Origin of the sequence: Micromonospora vinacea (assembly GCF_015751785.1) — a bacterium.
GTDB lineage: Bacteria > Actinomycetota > Actinomycetes > Mycobacteriales > Micromonosporaceae > Micromonospora > Micromonospora vinacea.
This window is the reverse complement of the sequence record NZ_JADOTY010000001.1, coordinates 275531-291786: the sequence shown is the minus strand read 5'-3', so window position 1 is coordinate 291786 and position 16256 is coordinate 275531. Positions and strand designations below refer to the sequence as shown.

14 protein-coding genes and 1 pseudogene are annotated in these 16256 nt (G+C 71.8%); 5 read left to right on the top strand and 10 right to left on the bottom strand.

Going from position 1 to position 16256, the window contains the following annotated elements; genetic code table 11:
- Positions 1 to 12 precede the first annotated feature (12 nt).
- The 5 genes and pseudogenes from IW249_RS01390 to IW249_RS01370 all read right to left on the bottom strand — a co-directional run bounded on the left by IW249_RS01390 (position 13) and on the right by IW249_RS01370 (position 5180).
- Positions 13 to 957, bottom strand: coding sequence for a beta-ketoacyl-ACP synthase III (locus IW249_RS01390; protein ID WP_091409280.1), 945 nt, complete (start codon positions 955 to 957; stop codon positions 13 to 15).
- A 5-nt stretch (positions 958 to 962) separates the two neighbouring features.
- Positions 963 to 1880 (bottom strand): annotated as a pseudogene (locus IW249_RS01385) (ACP S-malonyltransferase); the annotation flags it as partial.
- 78 nt (positions 1881 to 1958) lie between these two features.
- On the bottom strand, positions 1959 to 3260 hold the full coding sequence (locus tag IW249_RS01380; RefSeq protein ID WP_307788489.1) for a PucR family transcriptional regulator: 1302 nt from the start codon (positions 3258 to 3260) through the stop codon (positions 1959 to 1961).
- Positions 3261 to 3297: 37 nt separating this feature from the next.
- Complete coding sequence (locus IW249_RS01375) at positions 3298 to 3999, bottom strand: response regulator (RefSeq protein WP_307788488.1); 702 nt, start codon at positions 3997 to 3999, stop codon at positions 3298 to 3300.
- Positions 3996 to 5180, bottom strand: coding sequence for a sensor histidine kinase (locus IW249_RS01370; protein WP_196919139.1), 1185 nt, complete (start codon positions 5178 to 5180; stop codon positions 3996 to 3998). The genes IW249_RS01375 and IW249_RS01370 overlap by 4 nt, the downstream gene beginning before the upstream one ends.
- A 313-nt stretch (positions 5181 to 5493) precedes the next feature.
- Here IW249_RS01370 and IW249_RS01365 point away from each other — a divergent pair, with 313 nt between their 5' ends.
- Positions 5494 to 5817: a hypothetical protein gene (locus IW249_RS01365; RefSeq protein ID WP_196919138.1), complete on the top strand. Its 324-nt coding sequence runs from the start codon at positions 5494 to 5496 to the stop codon at positions 5815 to 5817.
- 56 nt (positions 5818 to 5873) lie between these two features.
- On the opposite strand, the gene IW249_RS01360 is transcribed toward IW249_RS01365, so the two are convergent.
- Positions 5874 to 6524: a hypothetical protein gene (locus tag IW249_RS01360; protein ID WP_196919137.1), complete on the bottom strand. Its 651-nt coding sequence runs from the start codon at positions 6522 to 6524 to the stop codon at positions 5874 to 5876.
- 252 nt (positions 6525 to 6776) lie between these two features.
- On the opposite strand from IW249_RS01360, the gene IW249_RS01355 reads away from it, so the two are divergent.
- On the top strand, positions 6777 to 7385 hold the full coding sequence (locus IW249_RS01355; protein ID WP_231392371.1) for a copper resistance CopC family protein: 609 nt from the start codon (positions 6777 to 6779) through the stop codon (positions 7383 to 7385).
- 172 nt (positions 7386 to 7557) lie between these two features.
- Here the strand turns inward: IW249_RS01355 and gltX are convergent, their stop codons facing one another.
- The 3 genes from gltX to IW249_RS01340 are packed head-to-tail and all read right to left on the bottom strand — an operon-like array spanning position 7558 to position 11642.
- Positions 7558 to 8967, bottom strand: coding sequence for a glutamate--tRNA ligase (gene gltX, locus IW249_RS01350; protein ID WP_307788487.1), 1410 nt, complete (start codon positions 8965 to 8967; stop codon positions 7558 to 7560).
- Positions 8968 to 9018: 51 nt separating this feature from the next.
- Complete coding sequence (locus tag IW249_RS01345; RefSeq protein WP_196919135.1) at positions 9019 to 10296, bottom strand: MFS transporter; 1278 nt, start codon at positions 10294 to 10296, stop codon at positions 9019 to 9021.
- Positions 10293 to 11642 (bottom strand): GH1 family beta-glucosidase, encoded by a 1350-nt coding sequence (locus tag IW249_RS01340; protein WP_196919134.1) that lies wholly within the window; start codon positions 11640 to 11642, stop codon positions 10293 to 10295. Before IW249_RS01340 ends, IW249_RS01345 begins: the two co-directional genes overlap by 4 nt.
- Positions 11643 to 11830: 188 nt before the next feature.
- Here IW249_RS01340 and IW249_RS01335 point away from each other — a divergent pair, with 188 nt between their 5' ends.
- Complete coding sequence (locus IW249_RS01335; protein WP_030488771.1) at positions 11831 to 12277, top strand: SRPBCC family protein; 447 nt, start codon at positions 11831 to 11833, stop codon at positions 12275 to 12277.
- A gap of 133 nt (positions 12278 to 12410) precedes the next feature.
- Here IW249_RS01335 and aceE read toward each other — a convergent pair whose 3' ends face one another.
- Positions 12411 to 15149 (bottom strand): pyruvate dehydrogenase (acetyl-transferring), homodimeric type, encoded by a 2739-nt coding sequence (gene aceE, locus IW249_RS01330; RefSeq protein WP_196919133.1) that lies wholly within the window; start codon positions 15147 to 15149, stop codon positions 12411 to 12413.
- A gap of 178 nt (positions 15150 to 15327) precedes the next feature.
- Between aceE and IW249_RS01325 the strand changes: the two genes are divergently transcribed.
- Both IW249_RS01325 and IW249_RS01320 read left to right on the top strand, forming a co-directional pair.
- The gene (locus IW249_RS01325) at positions 15328 to 15795 is read left to right on the top strand and encodes a hypothetical protein (RefSeq protein ID WP_196919132.1); all 468 of its coding nucleotides are present in this window, start codon (positions 15328 to 15330) and stop codon (positions 15793 to 15795) included.
- Between the two features lie 26 nt (positions 15796 to 15821).
- Positions 15822 to 16226 carry a secondary thiamine-phosphate synthase enzyme YjbQ gene (locus IW249_RS01320; RefSeq protein ID WP_196919131.1) on the top strand — a complete coding sequence of 135 codons (405 nt, stop codon included), beginning with the start codon at positions 15822 to 15824 and terminating at the stop codon, positions 16224 to 16226.
- The last annotated feature ends 30 nt before the right edge of the window (positions 16227 to 16256 follow it).

Below are 16256 nucleotides of genomic sequence, written 5' to 3'. Positions count from 1 at the left end.
CCGAGGGGGTCATCAGGGGCAGCGGACGACCTGACCGGCGTAGGTCAGGCCACCGCCGAAGCCGAACAGCAGCACCGGCGCGCCCGAGGGCACCTCCCGGCGCTCGACCAGCTTGGAAAGGGCCAGCGGCACGCTCGCCGCGGAGGTGTTGCCGGACTCGACGATGTCCTTCGCGATGATCGCGTCGGGGATGTTGAGCCGCTTGGCGATGCCGTCGATGATCCGGGCGTTGGCCTGGTGCGGCACGAAAGCGGCCAGCTCCGACGGGTCGACCCCGGCCCGCTCGCAGGCCTGGAGCGCCAGGGGCGCGATCGCGGTGGTGGCCCAGCGGAAGACCGCCTGACCCTCCTGCTGGATGTACGGGCGCCAACCCTCGATGCGGACCGCGTCGCTCTTGTCCGGCACCGAACCCCAGACGACCGGGCCGATTCCGGTCGGCTCGTCGTCGGCGGTGGCGGAGACCACCGCGGCACCGGCCCCGTCCGCGAAGATGATGCAGGTGGAGCGGTCGGTCCAGTCGGTGAAGTCGGACAGCTTCTCCGCACCGATGACGATCGCGTTGCGCGACGCCCCGGCCCGGATGGCGTGGTCGACGGTGCCCAGCGCGTAGGCGAAGCCCGAGCAGGCGGTGTTGAGGTCGAACGCGCCCGGCGCGGTGATGCCCAGCTTGGCGGCGACCCGGCAGGCCACGTTGGGGCTGCGGTCGATGGAGGAGCAGGTGGCGACCACGACCAGGTCGATGTCGGCGGCGGTCAGGCCCGAGTTGGCCAGCGCCTTGCCGGCGGCCGCGGCGGCCATGTCGGCGACCGTCTCGCTGTCGGCGATCCGCCGGCTGACGATGCCGACCCGGTCGCGGATCCACTCGTCGTTGGTGTCGACGAGCTGGGCGATGTCGTCGTTGGTCACCACCCGGGAGGGCTGGTAGTGCCCCATCGAGACGATGCGACTGCCAGTCATGAACGACCTCCGATACGGGCGATCAGGTCCCGTGCGGCCGGCAGGTCGTCCGGGGTGTTGAGGGTGACGATCTCCGGGGCGCCGTCGCCCTTGAGTTCCCGCTTGACCAGGCCGGCGAGGGTGCCGGCCGGGGGCAGTTCGATCACGCCGGTGACCCCGAGGTCGGCCAGCGTACGCATGCACAGGTCCCAGCGCACCGGCGCGGTGACCTGACGGACGAGGCGCTGAACCATGGCCGCGCCGTCGTCGACAGCGGTGCCGTCGAGGTTCGACAGCAGGGTCCGGGCCGGGTCGGCGGGGGTGATTCCGGCGGCCTCCGCGGCGAGCGCGGTCTCGGCCGGAGCCATGTACGGCGTGTGGAACGCGCCAGCCACCTGGAGCCGGATGATCCGGGTCCGGGCGGGCGGCGCGGCGGCGAGCTTGTCGAGCCCGTCCAGGGCGCCAGCGGCGACGATCTGCCCGGCGCCGTTGCGGTTGGCCGGGTAGAGCCCGTTCGCCTCGATCGCGGCGATCACCTCGTCGGGGTCGCCGCCGAGCACCGCGGCCATTCCGGTCGGCTCCAGCGCGCACGCCGCGGCCATCTCCCGGCCGCGTACGCCGGCCAGGGTGATCGCGGCGTCGGCCGACAGCACACCGGCCAGCGCGGCGGCACCCAGCTCGCCGACGCTGTGGCCGGCGGTGAGCGCAATGCCGTCCAGCGGCAGGTGCTCGGCCGCGAGCAGCGCCGCGGCGACCAGCAACGGCTGGGTGCGGGCGGTGTCCTTGATCTCGTCGGCGTCGGCGGCGGTGCCCAGGTGCAGCAGGTCGACCCCGGCCAACGCCGACCACTCGCGCAGTCGCGCCTCGGTGCCGGTCAGGTCGAGCCAGGGGGTCAGGAAGCCGGGTTTCTGAGAACCCTGGCCGGGACTAAGTACGGCGAGCACGCCTATGACTCTCCCGGATAAAGGCGGGTAACGCGGTGCCGCCTTCGACCAAACCACACTAGGACCTTTGGAGGTTTCCTACAAAGATCGGCGGGGATCATCCTCGGTTTGGGCAGATTTCCGGCTGCCCGGGGTGATTGTCTGAGTCGGGACCGGCGAGGCGAGCGGGGCGACCGGGTCCAACCGACCCACTGTCAGCGCGACCTGAAGGGCGAACGCGTCCCGCGGCGACAGCGGCGAGAACCCTGTCACCTCGGCGATCCGGCGCAAACGGTAACGCACCGTGTTCGGGTGCACGAACAGCGCCCGGGCCGCGCTCTCCAGCGTGCCACCGGCGGCCAGGAAGGCGTCCAGGGTCGCCAGCAGTTCCCCACCGGCGCGCACCAGTGTCGCGTACACATCGTGACGGAGCCGCCGACGGGCCTCCGCGTCGCCGGCGAGCGCCCGCTCCGGCAGCAGGTCCGCGGCCGGCACCGGTCGGGGTGCGCTGGGCCAGGCCGGGGCGGCCCGAAAACCGGAGAGCGCGGCCCGCGCCGACTCGGTCGCCTCGTCCAGGCTCGGTACGGCGGGACCGACCACCACCGGGCCGTCCCCGAACGCGCCCAGCAGCTTCGCGGTAGCGGTCAGCGGGTCCGGTGCGCCGCCGAGCACGATCACCAGCCGGTCGCCGTGGACGCCGCCGATCACCTCCACGCCGATCCGGCGGGCCTGCCGGTAGACCACGTGCAGCACCGCGGAGACCTCACCGCCGGGCGACCGGCCGACCGCCACCGCCACCGGCGGCGCGTCCGCCCAGCCCAGCGCGGCGGCCCGACTGGCCAGGACGTCCGGCGAGTCACCGCGCAACAGCGCGTCGACCAGCAGCGCCTGCAACCGGGCGTCCCAGGCGCCGCGCGACTCGGCGGCCCGTGCGTACACCCGGGCGGCGGAGAACGCGATCTCCCGGGAGAAGCGCAGCACCGCCTCGCGTAGCTGCTGCTCCTCGCCCTCGGCGGCCAGGTGCGACACCTGCTCCTCGACCACGTCGATGGTCACCTTGATCAACGCGACGGTCTGCTGGAGGGTGATCGACCGGGCCAGCGCCTGCGGGGCGGCGGCGAAGACCTCGTCCGAGACCTCCTGGGTGCTGTCCGCCGTGCCGCCGCCCTCGCGCAGCCACTGCACCAACGACCTCGCGCCCGCCTGGGCGACCAGCATCACCCAGGAACGCTGGTCGGCGGGCAGCGCCCGGAACCAGGGCAGCGTCTCGTCCATCCGGGCCACGCTGGAGGTGGCCAACGCCCCCGCCGATCGTTCGATCCGGCGCAGCGTGGCCGACAGCTCCCCACCGCCCGGCGTGCTCACCGCCCTAGCCTGACACGTCGTGAGCAGGCCAACCACGCCGGCACCGGTCCGCCGGCCAGCGTCGGCGCCCGTCTCACGGCTGCGGGGGAGGGGGCAGACCCACCTCCTGGGCCAGGATCGCGGCCTGCACCCGACTGCGCAGGTCCAACTTCGCCAGGATCCGGCTCACGTGGGTCTTGGTGGTGCTCTCCGCCAGCACCAGCCGGTCGGCGATCTGCTGGTTGGACAGGCCCAACCCGAGGCAGGCCAGCACGTCACGCTCGCGCGGGGTGAGGGTGCCCAACGCGGCCCGGGCGTCCGCCGACGCGCCGGGCGCGGTGGCCGCGAACGCGGTGATCAGCCGGCGGGTCACGGTGGGCGCGATGAACCCGTCGCCCCGCGCCACCGTCCGCACCGCGCTGACCAGGCCGTCGGCGTCGGTGTCCTTGAGCAGGAACCCGGCCGCGCCGGCCCGCAACGCCCCGAAGACGTACTCGTCGAGGTCGAAGGTGGTGAGCACCAGCACGTCGGCGAGCCCGTCGCCGACGATCGCCCGGGTCGCGGAGATCCCGTCCCGGTGCGGCATCCGCACATCCAGCACCGCCACGTCGGGGCGCAACTCCCGGCACAGGCGCACCGCGGCGTCGCCGTCGGCCGCCTCACCGACCACCTCGACACCCGGTGAGCCGTTCAAAATCAGTGCCAGTCCGGCCCGTACCGCCGGTTGGTCGTCGGCGAGCACCACCCGTACCGTCGCCACGCCCGCGGTGTCCGGTGGCCGCGCCGGCCCGGTCACCCGACCTCCCCGGTGGGCAGGGCCGCCCGCACCCGCCAGCGACCGTCGTGCGGCCCGGCGGTGAATCGGCCGGCCAGCAGGGTGGCCCGCTCCCGCATACCGATCAGCCCGGCCCCGGCGCCCGGCAGGCCGGCACCGCCCCGCCGGACCGGGTTCTCCACAGTCAGCACCACCTCGGCCGGCCGGTACGCGATCGTCAGCTCCGCCTCACCCGTACCGTGCTTGAGCGCGTTCGTCAGCGACTCCTGCACGATCCGGTACGCGGCGAGGTCCACCCCCACCGGCAGTGCGCCCGGCGTGCCGTCGGTCCGGACCCGCACCGCGAGGCCGGCCGCCCGAGCCCGCTCGACCAGTCCGTCCGCCTCGGCCAGCCGCGCGGTGACCACCTCCGGCGTACCCGGCCCGGCGCTGGTCCCGGGCTCGCGCAGCACCTCGATCATCTGCCGCATCTCCGCCAGCCCCTGCACGCTGCTCTCCCTGATCACCCGCAACGCCGACTCCACCTGCCCGCGATCCAACCCCGGCACGGAGAGCACGGCGGTGGCGTGGATGGCCACCGCGCTCAGGTGGTTCGCGACCACGTCGTGCAGCTCCCGGGCCATCCGGGCCCGCTCGGCGCTGACCGCCTGCCGACGGTCCAACTCCACCAACCGGGCGGTCTGTTCGGCCCGCGCCCGCTCGGCGGCGGCCTGGTCGCGGTACTGCCGAACACTGATGCCGGTCAGCACCGGCAGCAGCCCGACGAGCACCACCAGCACCCCGAGCGCCGCCCCGCTCCACTGACCGTGCACGAGCACACCGACGACCACCCCGATCAGGCTCAGCGCCACGGTGATCCGCAGCAACCACCGCCACAGCCGGGACGGGCCGTACACGCAGGCGTCGTAGAGCACCTGCGTGTAGACCAGGAGCGTGCCCAGCGAACTGCCCAGCGCCGTGTCGACCACCAGCGCGCCGGTCCCCACGGCCAGGCTGGCGCGCGGTGCGACCCGCCGCAGGCCGACGGCGACGCAGACCGCCAGCAGCGGCGGCAGGAACAACGCCGACGGCACGTCAGCGTCCGGACGGACCTGCGGTTGCCAACCCAGGGTGTAGAGCACCAGGCCGCCGGCCAGCGACGCACCGGCCAGCACGAGGTCACGGCCGAGGGTGCCGGAGTCGAGCCATGGTGGCGGACGCATGCCCCGATCCCACCACAGCCGTCGCCCGCCCAACTCCGACCGGGGGAGGACCTCGACCGCACCGCCATGCGCCGAAAGGGGTACCCGGACCGCTCCCCGCAGCCGGTGCGCCCTCGGCCGTGACGCGCCGGGTGAACGGCGCGGAAAGAAGCTGTGAACTGCGTAACCGGGCCCCGCGCTCAGCGGCGTCTTCGCGGACCGGCCGGCCGGGACCCCGGGTACGCTGCGCGCGGCCCGTCGGTCCCGGCCAGTACGGTGACAGGGCACCTCGGGGAGAGCACCCGAGGGTGGGACGAGCGTGAGGAGACCGGGGATGGCGCACGGGGAGGCCGAGCACGGCTGCGCCCAGGGCGAGCCCTGCCGGCCGGGACACCACGACCCGCAGGCGGCTGGCAAGCACCGCCGGGCGGTCGGTGGCGCACCATCGCACCCGGTGGAGCCGCTCGCCGGCCGGGCCGACGAGGACATCCCGCGTCAGCGCTCCGCCGAGCCCGCCGGTCCCGCCGAGCCCGACTCGGACGTTCCCGCTGGTTGCCTCAGTGAACTTCCCGGCTGGGCCGGGGCGCATCGGCATGGCGCGGTCCGGCCGCGGCCACGGGCCACCCGCCGGGAACGCCCACCGCGTCGCTGGTGCTGACCACCGCCGACGCACTCGCTGATCAGCGAGTGCGTCGGCTCAGCGAGTGTGTCGGGTCAGCGAGTGCGGCGGCGGATCAGCAGGGCGATTCCGGCGAGGCCGACGGTGATGGTCAGCATCACGCCGATGTTGAGCAGCAGTAGGCGTTGCAGGTCGCCGAGCGCCTCGTCGAGGTCCTTCGCCGGGTCGAGCGTGTCCTCCGGGAGCACCCGCTCGCCGCCGCCCGCGCCGCCGCTGACAGTGTCGAACTGCCGCTCCAGCGGCACACCGGCGGTGCGCAGGGTCTCGGACATGCTGAGCCGCCCCAGGAACCAGCCGGCGCTGGTCTTGCGGCCGTCCGGCTGCTTCGCCGGCCGGTAGACACGCGGGCCGCCGATCGCCTTGGGATAGAGGTCGTAGGTCTGTTTCGGCGTCTCGCCGGCGAGCACCACGACAGTGTATTTCGGACCGAGGTTGGCAGCCTTCGGACCGGTCGGCATGCCGGTGCGAGCGAGGAAGTTGACCTGGTCGATGACCGCGCCCACGAGGGCCGGCTCCTTGTCCGCGTGCATCCGCAGCGGCGCGGACAGTCCCGTGCCGGTGATGTCCACTCCGGCGGGTGCCGGCTTCGGCGCCGCCGAGGCCGAACCAGCGGTGCCCAGCGTCAGCAGCGCCGCCGCCAGCGTGCCCGCCAACACGGCGGCCAACCGCCTCATGTGTCGGACCATCCCGCCTCCTCGCCCCGTTCGATGGATGGCTTCGTCGTGACGTCCGGACCGACCTGCCGGTGCGGCATCGACCAGATGGTCGCGTCCACTCCTACAGACTCCGCAGAACGTCGATGAGTTGCAGCTTTTGGAACACTAATTGGAACTATCTGCGATCTCTGCTCGACTAATGAGGAGCCGTTTGATCAGCGGGCGGATCGTACCCTTACGGAGGGGTTCATGGGGGGCAGGGTTACACGTACGGTGCGGGTCATGCCAGTGGTGCTCGGCGTGGCGTTCGGTGTGTCGTTTCTGGTGCCGGCGACACCAGCCGCCGCCCACAACGAGCTGACCGGCAGCGACCCGCGCAACGGCGCCCGCGTGGCGACGGCACCTGCCCGGATCGAACTGCGGTTCCTCGCCAAGCCGTCACCGGCTTCGACGAAGATCACAATAACCGGACCGGACAATGTGGTCGCTGGCGGGACTCCCGCCTTCGACGGCAGCCGGGTGCGGGTGCCGTTCAAGCCGGCCGCCGCGGGGCTCTACATCGTCGGCTACCAGCTCGCGTCGTCCGACGGGCATCCGGTGAAGGGCGAGGTGCGGTTCACCCTGACCAGCGGCACCGCGGCGGACCCGTCCGCCTCGCCGTCGGCCGCCGCCAGCACCAGCCCGGTCGGGTCGCCCTCGGCTGGCGCGCCCGCCGTCGGCGCACCCTCCGCAGGGCCTACGTCGGCGACGTCCGGCAGTTCGACGGTGCCGGCGGCGTCGGAGCGGTCCGACTCCGGCAGTCGTTGGTGGCCCTGGGCGCTTGGCGGTTTGGTGCTGCTCGCTGCCCTCGCGGCCGGCCTCGTGTTCCGCCGCCGCCGACGGGTTCAGTGACCCTCTGCTACTCACCGCTCCTGGTGGTCAGGCGTGCGGGTCATCCTTTGCTCTGCACCCGCGGATGCGACGGCTACGGTCTGCGACCGGCGCCTATTGGGGTGCAGAGCAAAGGACAGGGCGATGCGGAGTTAGGTCGGCGACGCGCTCGTGAGGCGTCGACGAGCGACAATCAGACCAGGCGCAGGCGGGCGGCGCGGATCCGGGTCAGGGTGCGCTCGCGACCGAGCACCTCCAGCGACTCGAACAGCGGCAGGCCCACGGTGCGGCCGGTGACCGCGACCCGCACCGGCGCCTGCGTCTTGCCGAGCTTGAGGCCCCGCTCGGCGCCGACCGCCTCCAGCGTCGACTTCAGCGACTCGGCGTCCCACGACTCCAGTGCCTCGAACGCTGCGACCGCGTCGTCCAGCAGCTCGGCGGAGCCGTCCTTCATGGTCTTGGTCCAGGCGGCCTCGTCGATCAGCGGCGAGGCCAGGAAGAGGAAGTCGACGTTCGGCACGATCTCGCTGAGCACCGCGATGCGCGTCTGGGCCAGCGGCGCCACGGCGGCGAACGCGTCGGCGTCGAACTCCTCTGGCTGCCACGGCGGTGGCGGGATGGTCCCGGTGCCGGTCAGCCACGGCTGGCAGGCGTCGACGAACTCGGCCACCGGCAGCGCGCGAATGTACTCACCGTTGAACGCCCGCAGCTTCTTCTCGTCGAAGAACGCCGAGGAGAGGTTGACCTCGTCCAGCCGGAACTCGTCCTCGATCACCGACCAGGGGACGATCTCCCGGTCGCCGGAGGGGGCCCAGCCGAGCAGCATGAGGTAGTTGCGCATCGCGCCGGCGAGGTAACCCTCGTCGCGGTACGCCTCCAGGGCGACCTTGTCCCGGCGCTTGGAGAGCTTCTGCCGCTTCTCGTTGACCACCACCGGCACGTGCGCCCAGACCGGCGGCTTGACCCCGAGGGCTTCCCAGAGCAGCTGCTGCTTGGGGGTGTTGGGCAGGTGCTCCTCGGCCCGGATCACGTGGGTGATCCCCATGGTCATGTCGTCGACGACGTTGGCCAGCAGGAAGACCGGCGAGCCGTCGCCCCGGGCGATGACGAAGTCCTCGATGAGCTTGTTCTCGAAGGTGGGCTCACCGCGGATCAGGTCGACCACCACTGTCGTGCCCTCGTCCGGCGTACGGAAGCGCAGCGCGTGCCCCGGGCCCGGGCCGAGGCCACGGTCGCGGTGGTAGCCGTCGTAGCCCTGGTACTGCGAGCCGGTGCGGGCCTGCACGTCCTCGCGGGTGCAGTCGCAGTAGTAGGCGCGGCCCGACTCGTACAGGCGCGCGGCGGCGGCCCGGTGCTCGCCCGCATTCGCCGACTGGAAGTACGGGCCCTCGTAGCTGCCCCGGGAGATCCCGATCCAGTCCAGCGCGGAGAGGATGCCCTCGGTCCACTCGGGCTTGTTGCGCGCCGCGTCGGTGTCCTCGATGCGCAGCACGAACACGCCGCCCTGCTGCTTGGCGAAGATCCAGTTCTGCAGCGCCGAGCGGGCGCCGCCGACGTGGAACATACCGGTCGGGGAGGGGGCGAATCGCACACGTACTGTCACGTCCCCCAGCCTACGGCGGTACGCGACTGCTTTCCGCCACCGCCCCCAGGCTCACGGCACCGAGCGGATCTTGACGACCAGGGCGCTGCCGAGCACTGTGACCACGGCGGTGACCGCGTAGAGCGTGGGATAGCCACCCAGGTAGACCACGAGCGGGGCGGAGAGCGCCGGGCCGAGCACCTGCGGCGCCGAGTTGGCGATGTTGATGACTCCCAGGTCCTTGGCCCGGTCGGTGGCCCGGGGCAGCACCTGCGTGATCAACGCGGCGTCCACCGAGAGGTAGATGCCGTAGCCGGCGCCGAGCAGCAGCGCCGCGACGATGGCCATCGGCCAGACCGGCGCGACAGCGAGCAGCAGCGCCGCCACTGCCATGATCAGCCCGGAGACGATCACGTAGATCTTGCGCCGGCCGGACCGGTCGGACATCCGGCCGGCGACCACAGCGGTCAGCATCATCCCGAGCGTGTAGAGCAGGATCAGCACCAGCAGGCCGCCCTCGGGGTCGGGGTGGCGCACCCCGTCGCTGAGGAAGTACAGCAGGTAGAGGGTGCCCAGCGCGTTGCCCAACTGGACCAGGAACCGGGTGATCCAGGCCCAGGCGAAATCCGGGTGCCGGCGGGGGCTGATCCACATCGAGGCCAGCAGCGCCCGCGTCCGGATCGCCGGCCGATGCGTACGCGGCAGCGGCTCGTCGGGGGTGAGCAGCGCGAACGGCAGCGACAACAGCAGGATGGCCACGGCGATGGCCAGGTAGCCGGCGGTGTTGCCGGTGACCACTGCGGTGACCAGCACCGCGCCGAGCACCAACCCGAGCGCCTGCGGGATGCCCACCCAACCCGAGACCCCGCCGCGCTGACGCACCGGAACCCGGTCCGGGATGGCCGCGCTGAGGCTGGCCAGCATCGCGTTGAAGCAGACCTGCGCGGCGACCCAGCCGAGGGCGACCCCGAGGATGGTCCGCTGCTGGGCCAGCAGCACCAGGGCCGCCGCGCCCAGCACGGCCCCGCCCGCCGTCCAGATGTGCCGCCGACCGAACTCGCGGCCGGCGATGCGCAGGCAGGTCCGGTCGGAGAGTGCGCCAGCGAGGGGGTTGGCCAGCACCGCGGCCAGCGCACCGAGGCCGGTGACCACGGCCAGCATGTTCTCCTTGTCGCCGGGCGCGATCTGCTCGATCTGCTGCGGCAGCAGCACCTGGATGGGCGTGAAGAACGCCATCCACACGCCGAGGTTGGCCGCGAAGATCAAACCGATCCAGCTGCGCCGCACCGGCACCGTCGGTTCGGCGAGCGACGCCGGCAGCGACGCCGGCGTCGGGTCGAGGGTGGTCACCGCGTCGACCCCGGCCGGCTGGCCGCGATCACGTCCCGCAACCAGGTGTACGACGACTTCGGCGTACGGGTCTGGGTGGCGTAGTCGACGTGCACCAGACCGAAGCGCTTGGTGAACCCCTCGGCCCACTCCCAGTTGTCCAGCAACGACCAGACGAAGTACCCGCGGACGTCCACCCCGTCGTCGACGGCGGCCCGCACCGCGCGCAGGTGCCCGTCGAGGTACGCGATCCGCTCCGTGTCGGTCACCTGCCCGTCGGCGTCGGGTACGTCGTCGTACGCGCAGCCGCTCTCGGTGATCTCGATGGGTGGCAGCTCGTCGCCGTACGTGTCGCGCAGCCAGCCGAGCAGTTCGCGTAGCCCGTCGGGGGCCACCGGCCAGTCGAAGGCGGTACGTGGGTAGCCGTCCAGCGGCACGAGGTCGAACGGCAGGGGCGAGCCCTCCTCGGCAGCACGTACCCCGGTGGGGTTGTAGTAGTTGACCCCGAGCACGTCGAGCGGCGCGGCGATCGTGTCGAGGTCGCCGGGGTGGATGACGCTCGGGTCGAAGCCGGGCAGTTCCGGGTAGCCGCGGCCGAGCAGCGGGTCGGTGAAGAGCCGGTTGTGCAGCGCCTCGTACGCGGCCCCGGCGGCCCGGTCGGCGTCGCGGTCGCCGAGCACCCGCACCGGCGAGTAGTTGTTGGCGATCGCCACAGGGCTGGCGGTATGCGCCCGCAGCGCGGCGACCGCGAGTCCGTGCCCGAGCAGTTGGTGGTGGGCGACCGGGAAGGCGTCGAACAGCAGCATGCGGCCGGGGGCGTGCACGCCCATGCCGTAGCCGAGGCTCATGTGGATGAACGGCTCGTTCAGGGTGATCCAGAGCCGGACCCGGTCGCCGAGCCGGGCGGCGGTCTTCTCGGCGTACTCGGCGAACCGGGCGGCGGTGTCGCGGTGCAGCCAGCCGCCGGCGTCTTCGAGGGGTTGCGGCAGGTCCCAGTGGTAGAGGGTGGCGACCGGGTCGACGCCGGCGGCCAGCAACTCGTCCACCAGCCGGTCGTAGAAGTCCAGGCCGGCCGGGTTGGCCGGGCCGGCGCCGGTGGGCTGGACCCGGGGCCAGGCGATGGAGAACCGGTACGCGGAGACGCCCAGGCCGGCCAGCAGCGCCACGTCCTCGGTGCGCCGGTGGTAGTGGTCGCAGGCCACCTCGCCGCTGCTGCCGTCGCTGATCCGCCCGGGGGAGCGCGCGAAGGTGTCCCAGATGGACGGGGCTCGGCCGTCGGCAGTGGTGGCGCCCTCGATCTGGTGGGCCGATGTGGAGACGCCCCAGCGGAAGCCGGTGGGGAACTGGGGCAACGGTGCGGTCGACATGCGCCCTCCCGGTCAACGTGAAACGTGCTCGGGACTTTAGGGCGCTGTCGATGAATGCGCCATAGGCCGGCCTGGCGCATTCCGCAATGGTTGATCGGCGTGTCTTTTTCCGAACCCGTCCAGGTAAGTCCGATTTAACGCATAGAGTGCCGATATCGTGGGATGTCCTCACCGGAGGAAAGACGGAAATGATCCTCGTGGAACGCAGTGCGCACGTGGCGGCGCCAATTGAAGTGGTCTGGGATGTCGTGCAGCGGGCCGAGCAGTTGCCGGCCTGGCTGGCCGGGGTCCGCGCGGCCGAAGTGCTCTCGGGAGAGGGCTTCGGGCGGCGACAACTGGTCCAGGCGGGGCGCGGCTCGGCGCATGAGGCCGAGGTGATCGCCTACCAGGAGCCGACGCTGATCGGCTGGCGGGAACGGGCCAAGGGAGCGGGATCTCGCGCGGAGGCGCGCACCGAGATCTACGTCCAGCTCACCGGAGACGAGGAGGAGGGCGGGACCATCGTGCGCCTCATCGTGGTCCGCTGGCCGGCCGGCCCGGTCAAGGCGGCCCTGCTGCGCCTCGGACTGCGTCGGGTCGGCGCCGACCTGGAGGACTCGCTGGCCCGGCTCACCGACCTGGCCGCCGTCGGCTGACGAGAGCCCATCCTCCCGGCGTCACCCGCGACGGCGGTGGTCCGGATCCCCGCCAGGGCCCCCGGACCACCGCCGCTCCGTACACCGAAAGGGCCCGGCGCGGATGCGCCGGGCCCTCCTCAGTGGTGCTGGGTCAGCTGTCGCCGCCGGTCTCGCCGACCGGGGCGGCGTTGACGTCGTCGATCGCGTACTTCTTGGCGGCCTCGGCCGGAACCGTGGTCGCCACCGCGCCGCTGCGGGCGAGCTGCCGCAGCGTGGCCACCACGATCGACTCCGCGTCGACGTGGAAGTGCCGGCGCAGCGCGTGCCGGGTGTCCGACATGCCGAAACCGTCGGTGCCGAGCGACGTGTAGTCGCCGGGTACCCAGCGGGCGATCAGATCCGGTACCGCACGCATGAAGTCGCTGACCGCGACCTTCGGGCCGTCCGCGTCGGCCAGCTTCTGCTGGATGTACGGAACCTTCGCCTCGGCGCCCGGGTTGAGCAGGTTGTACTCCTCGGTCTCCACCGCGTCGCGGCGCAGCTCGGTCCACGAGGTCACCGACCAGACGTCCGCGCCCACACCCCAGTCCTGGGCGAGCAGCTGCTGGGCCTTGAGCGCCCACTGCATCCCCGTGCCCGAGGCGAGCAGGTTGGCCTTCGGGCCGTCGACCTGCGGTGCCGGCGAGTAGCGGTAGATGCCCTTGAGCAGGCCCTCCACGTCCACGTCGGCCGGCTCGGCCGGCTGGAGCGTCGGCTCGTTGTAGACAGTCAGGTAGTAGAAGACGTTTTCCTGCGCGTCCCCGTACATCCGGTGCAGACCCTGCTCCAGGATGTGCGCGATCTCGTACGCGAACGCCGGGTCGTACGCCACCACTGCCGGGTTGGTGGCCGCGATCAGCAGCGAGTGCCCGTCCTCGTGCTGAAGGCCCTCACCGTTGAGCGTGGTCCGACCCGCTGTGGCGCCGAGCAGGAAGCCCCGGGCCATCTGGTCGGCCGCAGCCCACAGCCCGTCGGCGGTCCGCTGGAACCCGAACATCGAGTAGAAGATGTACATCGGGATCATCGGCTCGTCGTGCGTGGCGTACGCCGAGCCGGCCGCGGTGAACGAGGCCACCGAACCGGCCTCGTTGATCCCCTCGTGCAGGATCTGCCCGGAGGTCGACTCCTTGTACGACAGGAACAGCTCGCGGTCGACCGAGGTGTAGCGCTGGCCGTGCGGCGAGTAGATCTTCGCGGTCGGGAAGATCGAGTCCAGACCGAAGGTGCGGGCCTCGTCCGGGATGATCGGCACCCAGCGCTTGCCGAACTCCTTGTCCTTCATCACGTCCTTGAGCAGACGGACGAAGGCCTGCGTGGTGGCCACCTTCTGCTTGCCCGAGCCGCGCTTGATGTCGGCGAACCGCTCCGGGCCGGGGATGGCCAGCCGCTTCGTGCTGGTCCGCCGGGACGGCAGGTACCCGCCGAGCTGCTCGCGCCGCTCCTTGAGGTACGTCAGCTCCTCGGACTTCTCGCCCGGGTGGAAGTACGGCGGCAGGTAGGGGTTGTCCTCCAGCGCCTTGTCCGGGATGTCCAGGTAGAGCCGGTCGCGGAAGGTCTTCAAGTCCTCCAGCGTCAGCTTCTTCATCTGGTGGGTCGCGTTGCGGCCCTCGAAGTGCGAGCCGAGGGTCCAGCCCTTGATCGTCTTCGCCAGGATGACGGTGGGCTGACCGGTGTGCTCGGTGGCCGCCTTGTAGGCCGCGTAGAGCTTGCGGTAGTCGTGCCCACCCCGCTTGAGGTTCCAGATCTCGTCGTCGCTGAGCGGCTCGACCATCTTGCGGGTCCGGGAGTCCCGGCCGAAGAAGTGCTCCCGCACGTACGCGCCGGACTCCGCCTTGTAGGTCTGGTAGTCGCCGTCGGTGGTGGTGTTCATCAGGTTGACCAACGCGCCGTCGGTGTCCGCGGCGAGCAGCGGGTCCCACTCACGACCCCAGACGACCTTGATGACGTTCCAGCCGGCACCCCGGAAGAACGCCTCCAGCTCCTGCATGACCTTGCCGTTGCCCCGGACCGGGCCGTCCAGCCGCTGCAGGTTGCAGTTGATCACGAAGGTGAGGTTGTCCAGCTCCTCGCGGGCGGCCACACCGATGGCGCCGAGCGTCTCCGGCTCGTCCATCTCGCCGTCGCCGAGGAACGCCCAGACGTGCTGCTGGGAGGTGTCCTTGATGCCGCGGTGCTGCAGGTACCTGTTGAACCGGGCCTGGTAGATCGCGTTCAGACCGCCGAGGCCCATCGAGACGGTGGGGAACTCCCAGAAGTCCGGCATCAGCCGAGGGTGCGGGTACGAGGGCAGCCCACCGCCGGGGTGCGACAGCTCCTGGCGGAACCCGTCGAGCTGGTGCTCGCTGAGCCGCCCCTCCAGGAACGCCCGCGCGTACATGCCGGGGGAGGCGTGGCCCTGGTAGAAGATCTGGTCGCCACCGCCCGGGTGGTTCTTGCCCCGGAAGAAGTGGTTGAAGCCCACCTCGTAGAGCGACGCCGAGCTGGCGAAGGTGGAGATGTGCCCGCCGACGCCGATCTCCGGGCGCTGCGCCCGGTGCACCAGCATGGCGGCGTTCCACCGGACGTACGCCCGGATCCGCCGCTCGACGTGCTCGTCACCCGGGAACCAGGGCTCGCGCTCGGACGGGATGGTGTTGATGTAATCGGTGGTGGTCAGGGGCGGAACCCCGACCTGGCGCTCACGGGCCCGCTCCAGCAGGCGCAGCATGACGTAGCGGGCGCGTTTGGCGCCGCGTTCGTCGATGACACCGTCAAGCGACTCGACCCATTCGCTTGTCTCTTCAGGGTCGATGTCCGGAAGCTGGCTCGGTAGGCCGTCGCTGATCACCGGGCGCTTGCGTTCCGTAGCCACAGGCGTTCCCTCGGTTGTGTGTGGGATAGGTCTCTAGCGCCATCCTGCCCCCTGGTGGCACCCCTCGTCACGTCTAGGTGCCCCCGACGCGATGCTGAACACAGGTACTCGCCGGTAACTTAGCGCGACGACCGGGTGGAACCTGAGGGGTTTGACCGCCACTCCTACCGTTGCCGACATGAACGGACGCCGTGTCGCGGTCGCCGCGAGCATGATCGTTGTCGGAGTGATCGGCCTGGTCGTCGGCGCGGTCGCCCTCGCCTCCGGCAGCCTGCCGATGGTCGGACTGGTGGCCGTCGGCGCCCTGGTGGCCGTGCTCGGCGTGGGCCTGCTGCGGGACGCGATCCGCGCGGCCCGTCTGAGCGGCCAGTCCGGAGGTCGTCGCCGTCGTCCGGACTCGGACGGCGGCGGGTACGGCTTCTACCCGGTGCCTGCCGGGGATGCCGGGAGCGGGCACGTCGGCCGCCAGCGGGACGGCGACCACGACAGCTCCGACGATACGGAGCCAGCCGGCAGCAGCGGCGATTCCGGGGGCGGCGATTCCGGGGGCGGCTGGTCCGGCTGGGGCTGGTCCGGCGGTGACTCCGGCGGCGGCTGGTCCGGCGGCGGCGACTCTGGCGGCGGCGGCGGTGGCGGCAGTTCCTGACCGCACCCTGCGGCAGAATGCGACGTATGCGCAGCGACGTGATCACCGTCCAGACCGGGTCCCGGCCGACCGTCCGGGACATCACCGCCGAGGCCCAGCAGTTCGTCTCGGGCGAGAGTGACGGCCTGCTGCACGTCTTCGTGCCGCACGCCACCGCCGGCCTGGCGATCATCGAGACCGGGTCGGGCTCCGACGACGACCTGCTCAGAGCCCTGGACGACCTGCTCCCCACCGACGGCCGCTGGCGGCACCGCCACGGCTCGCCCGGCCACGGCCGCGACCATGTGCTGCCGGCGTTCATCCCCCCGTACGCCACAGTGCCGGTGCTCGGCGGCCGGCTGGCGCTCGGCACCTGGCAGTCGATCTGCCTCGTCGACACCAACGGCGACAACCCGACCCGCCAGGTCCGCTTCTCCTTCCTCCCGGCCTGACCGCCGTCCCGGTCCGTCGTCCCGCGCCGC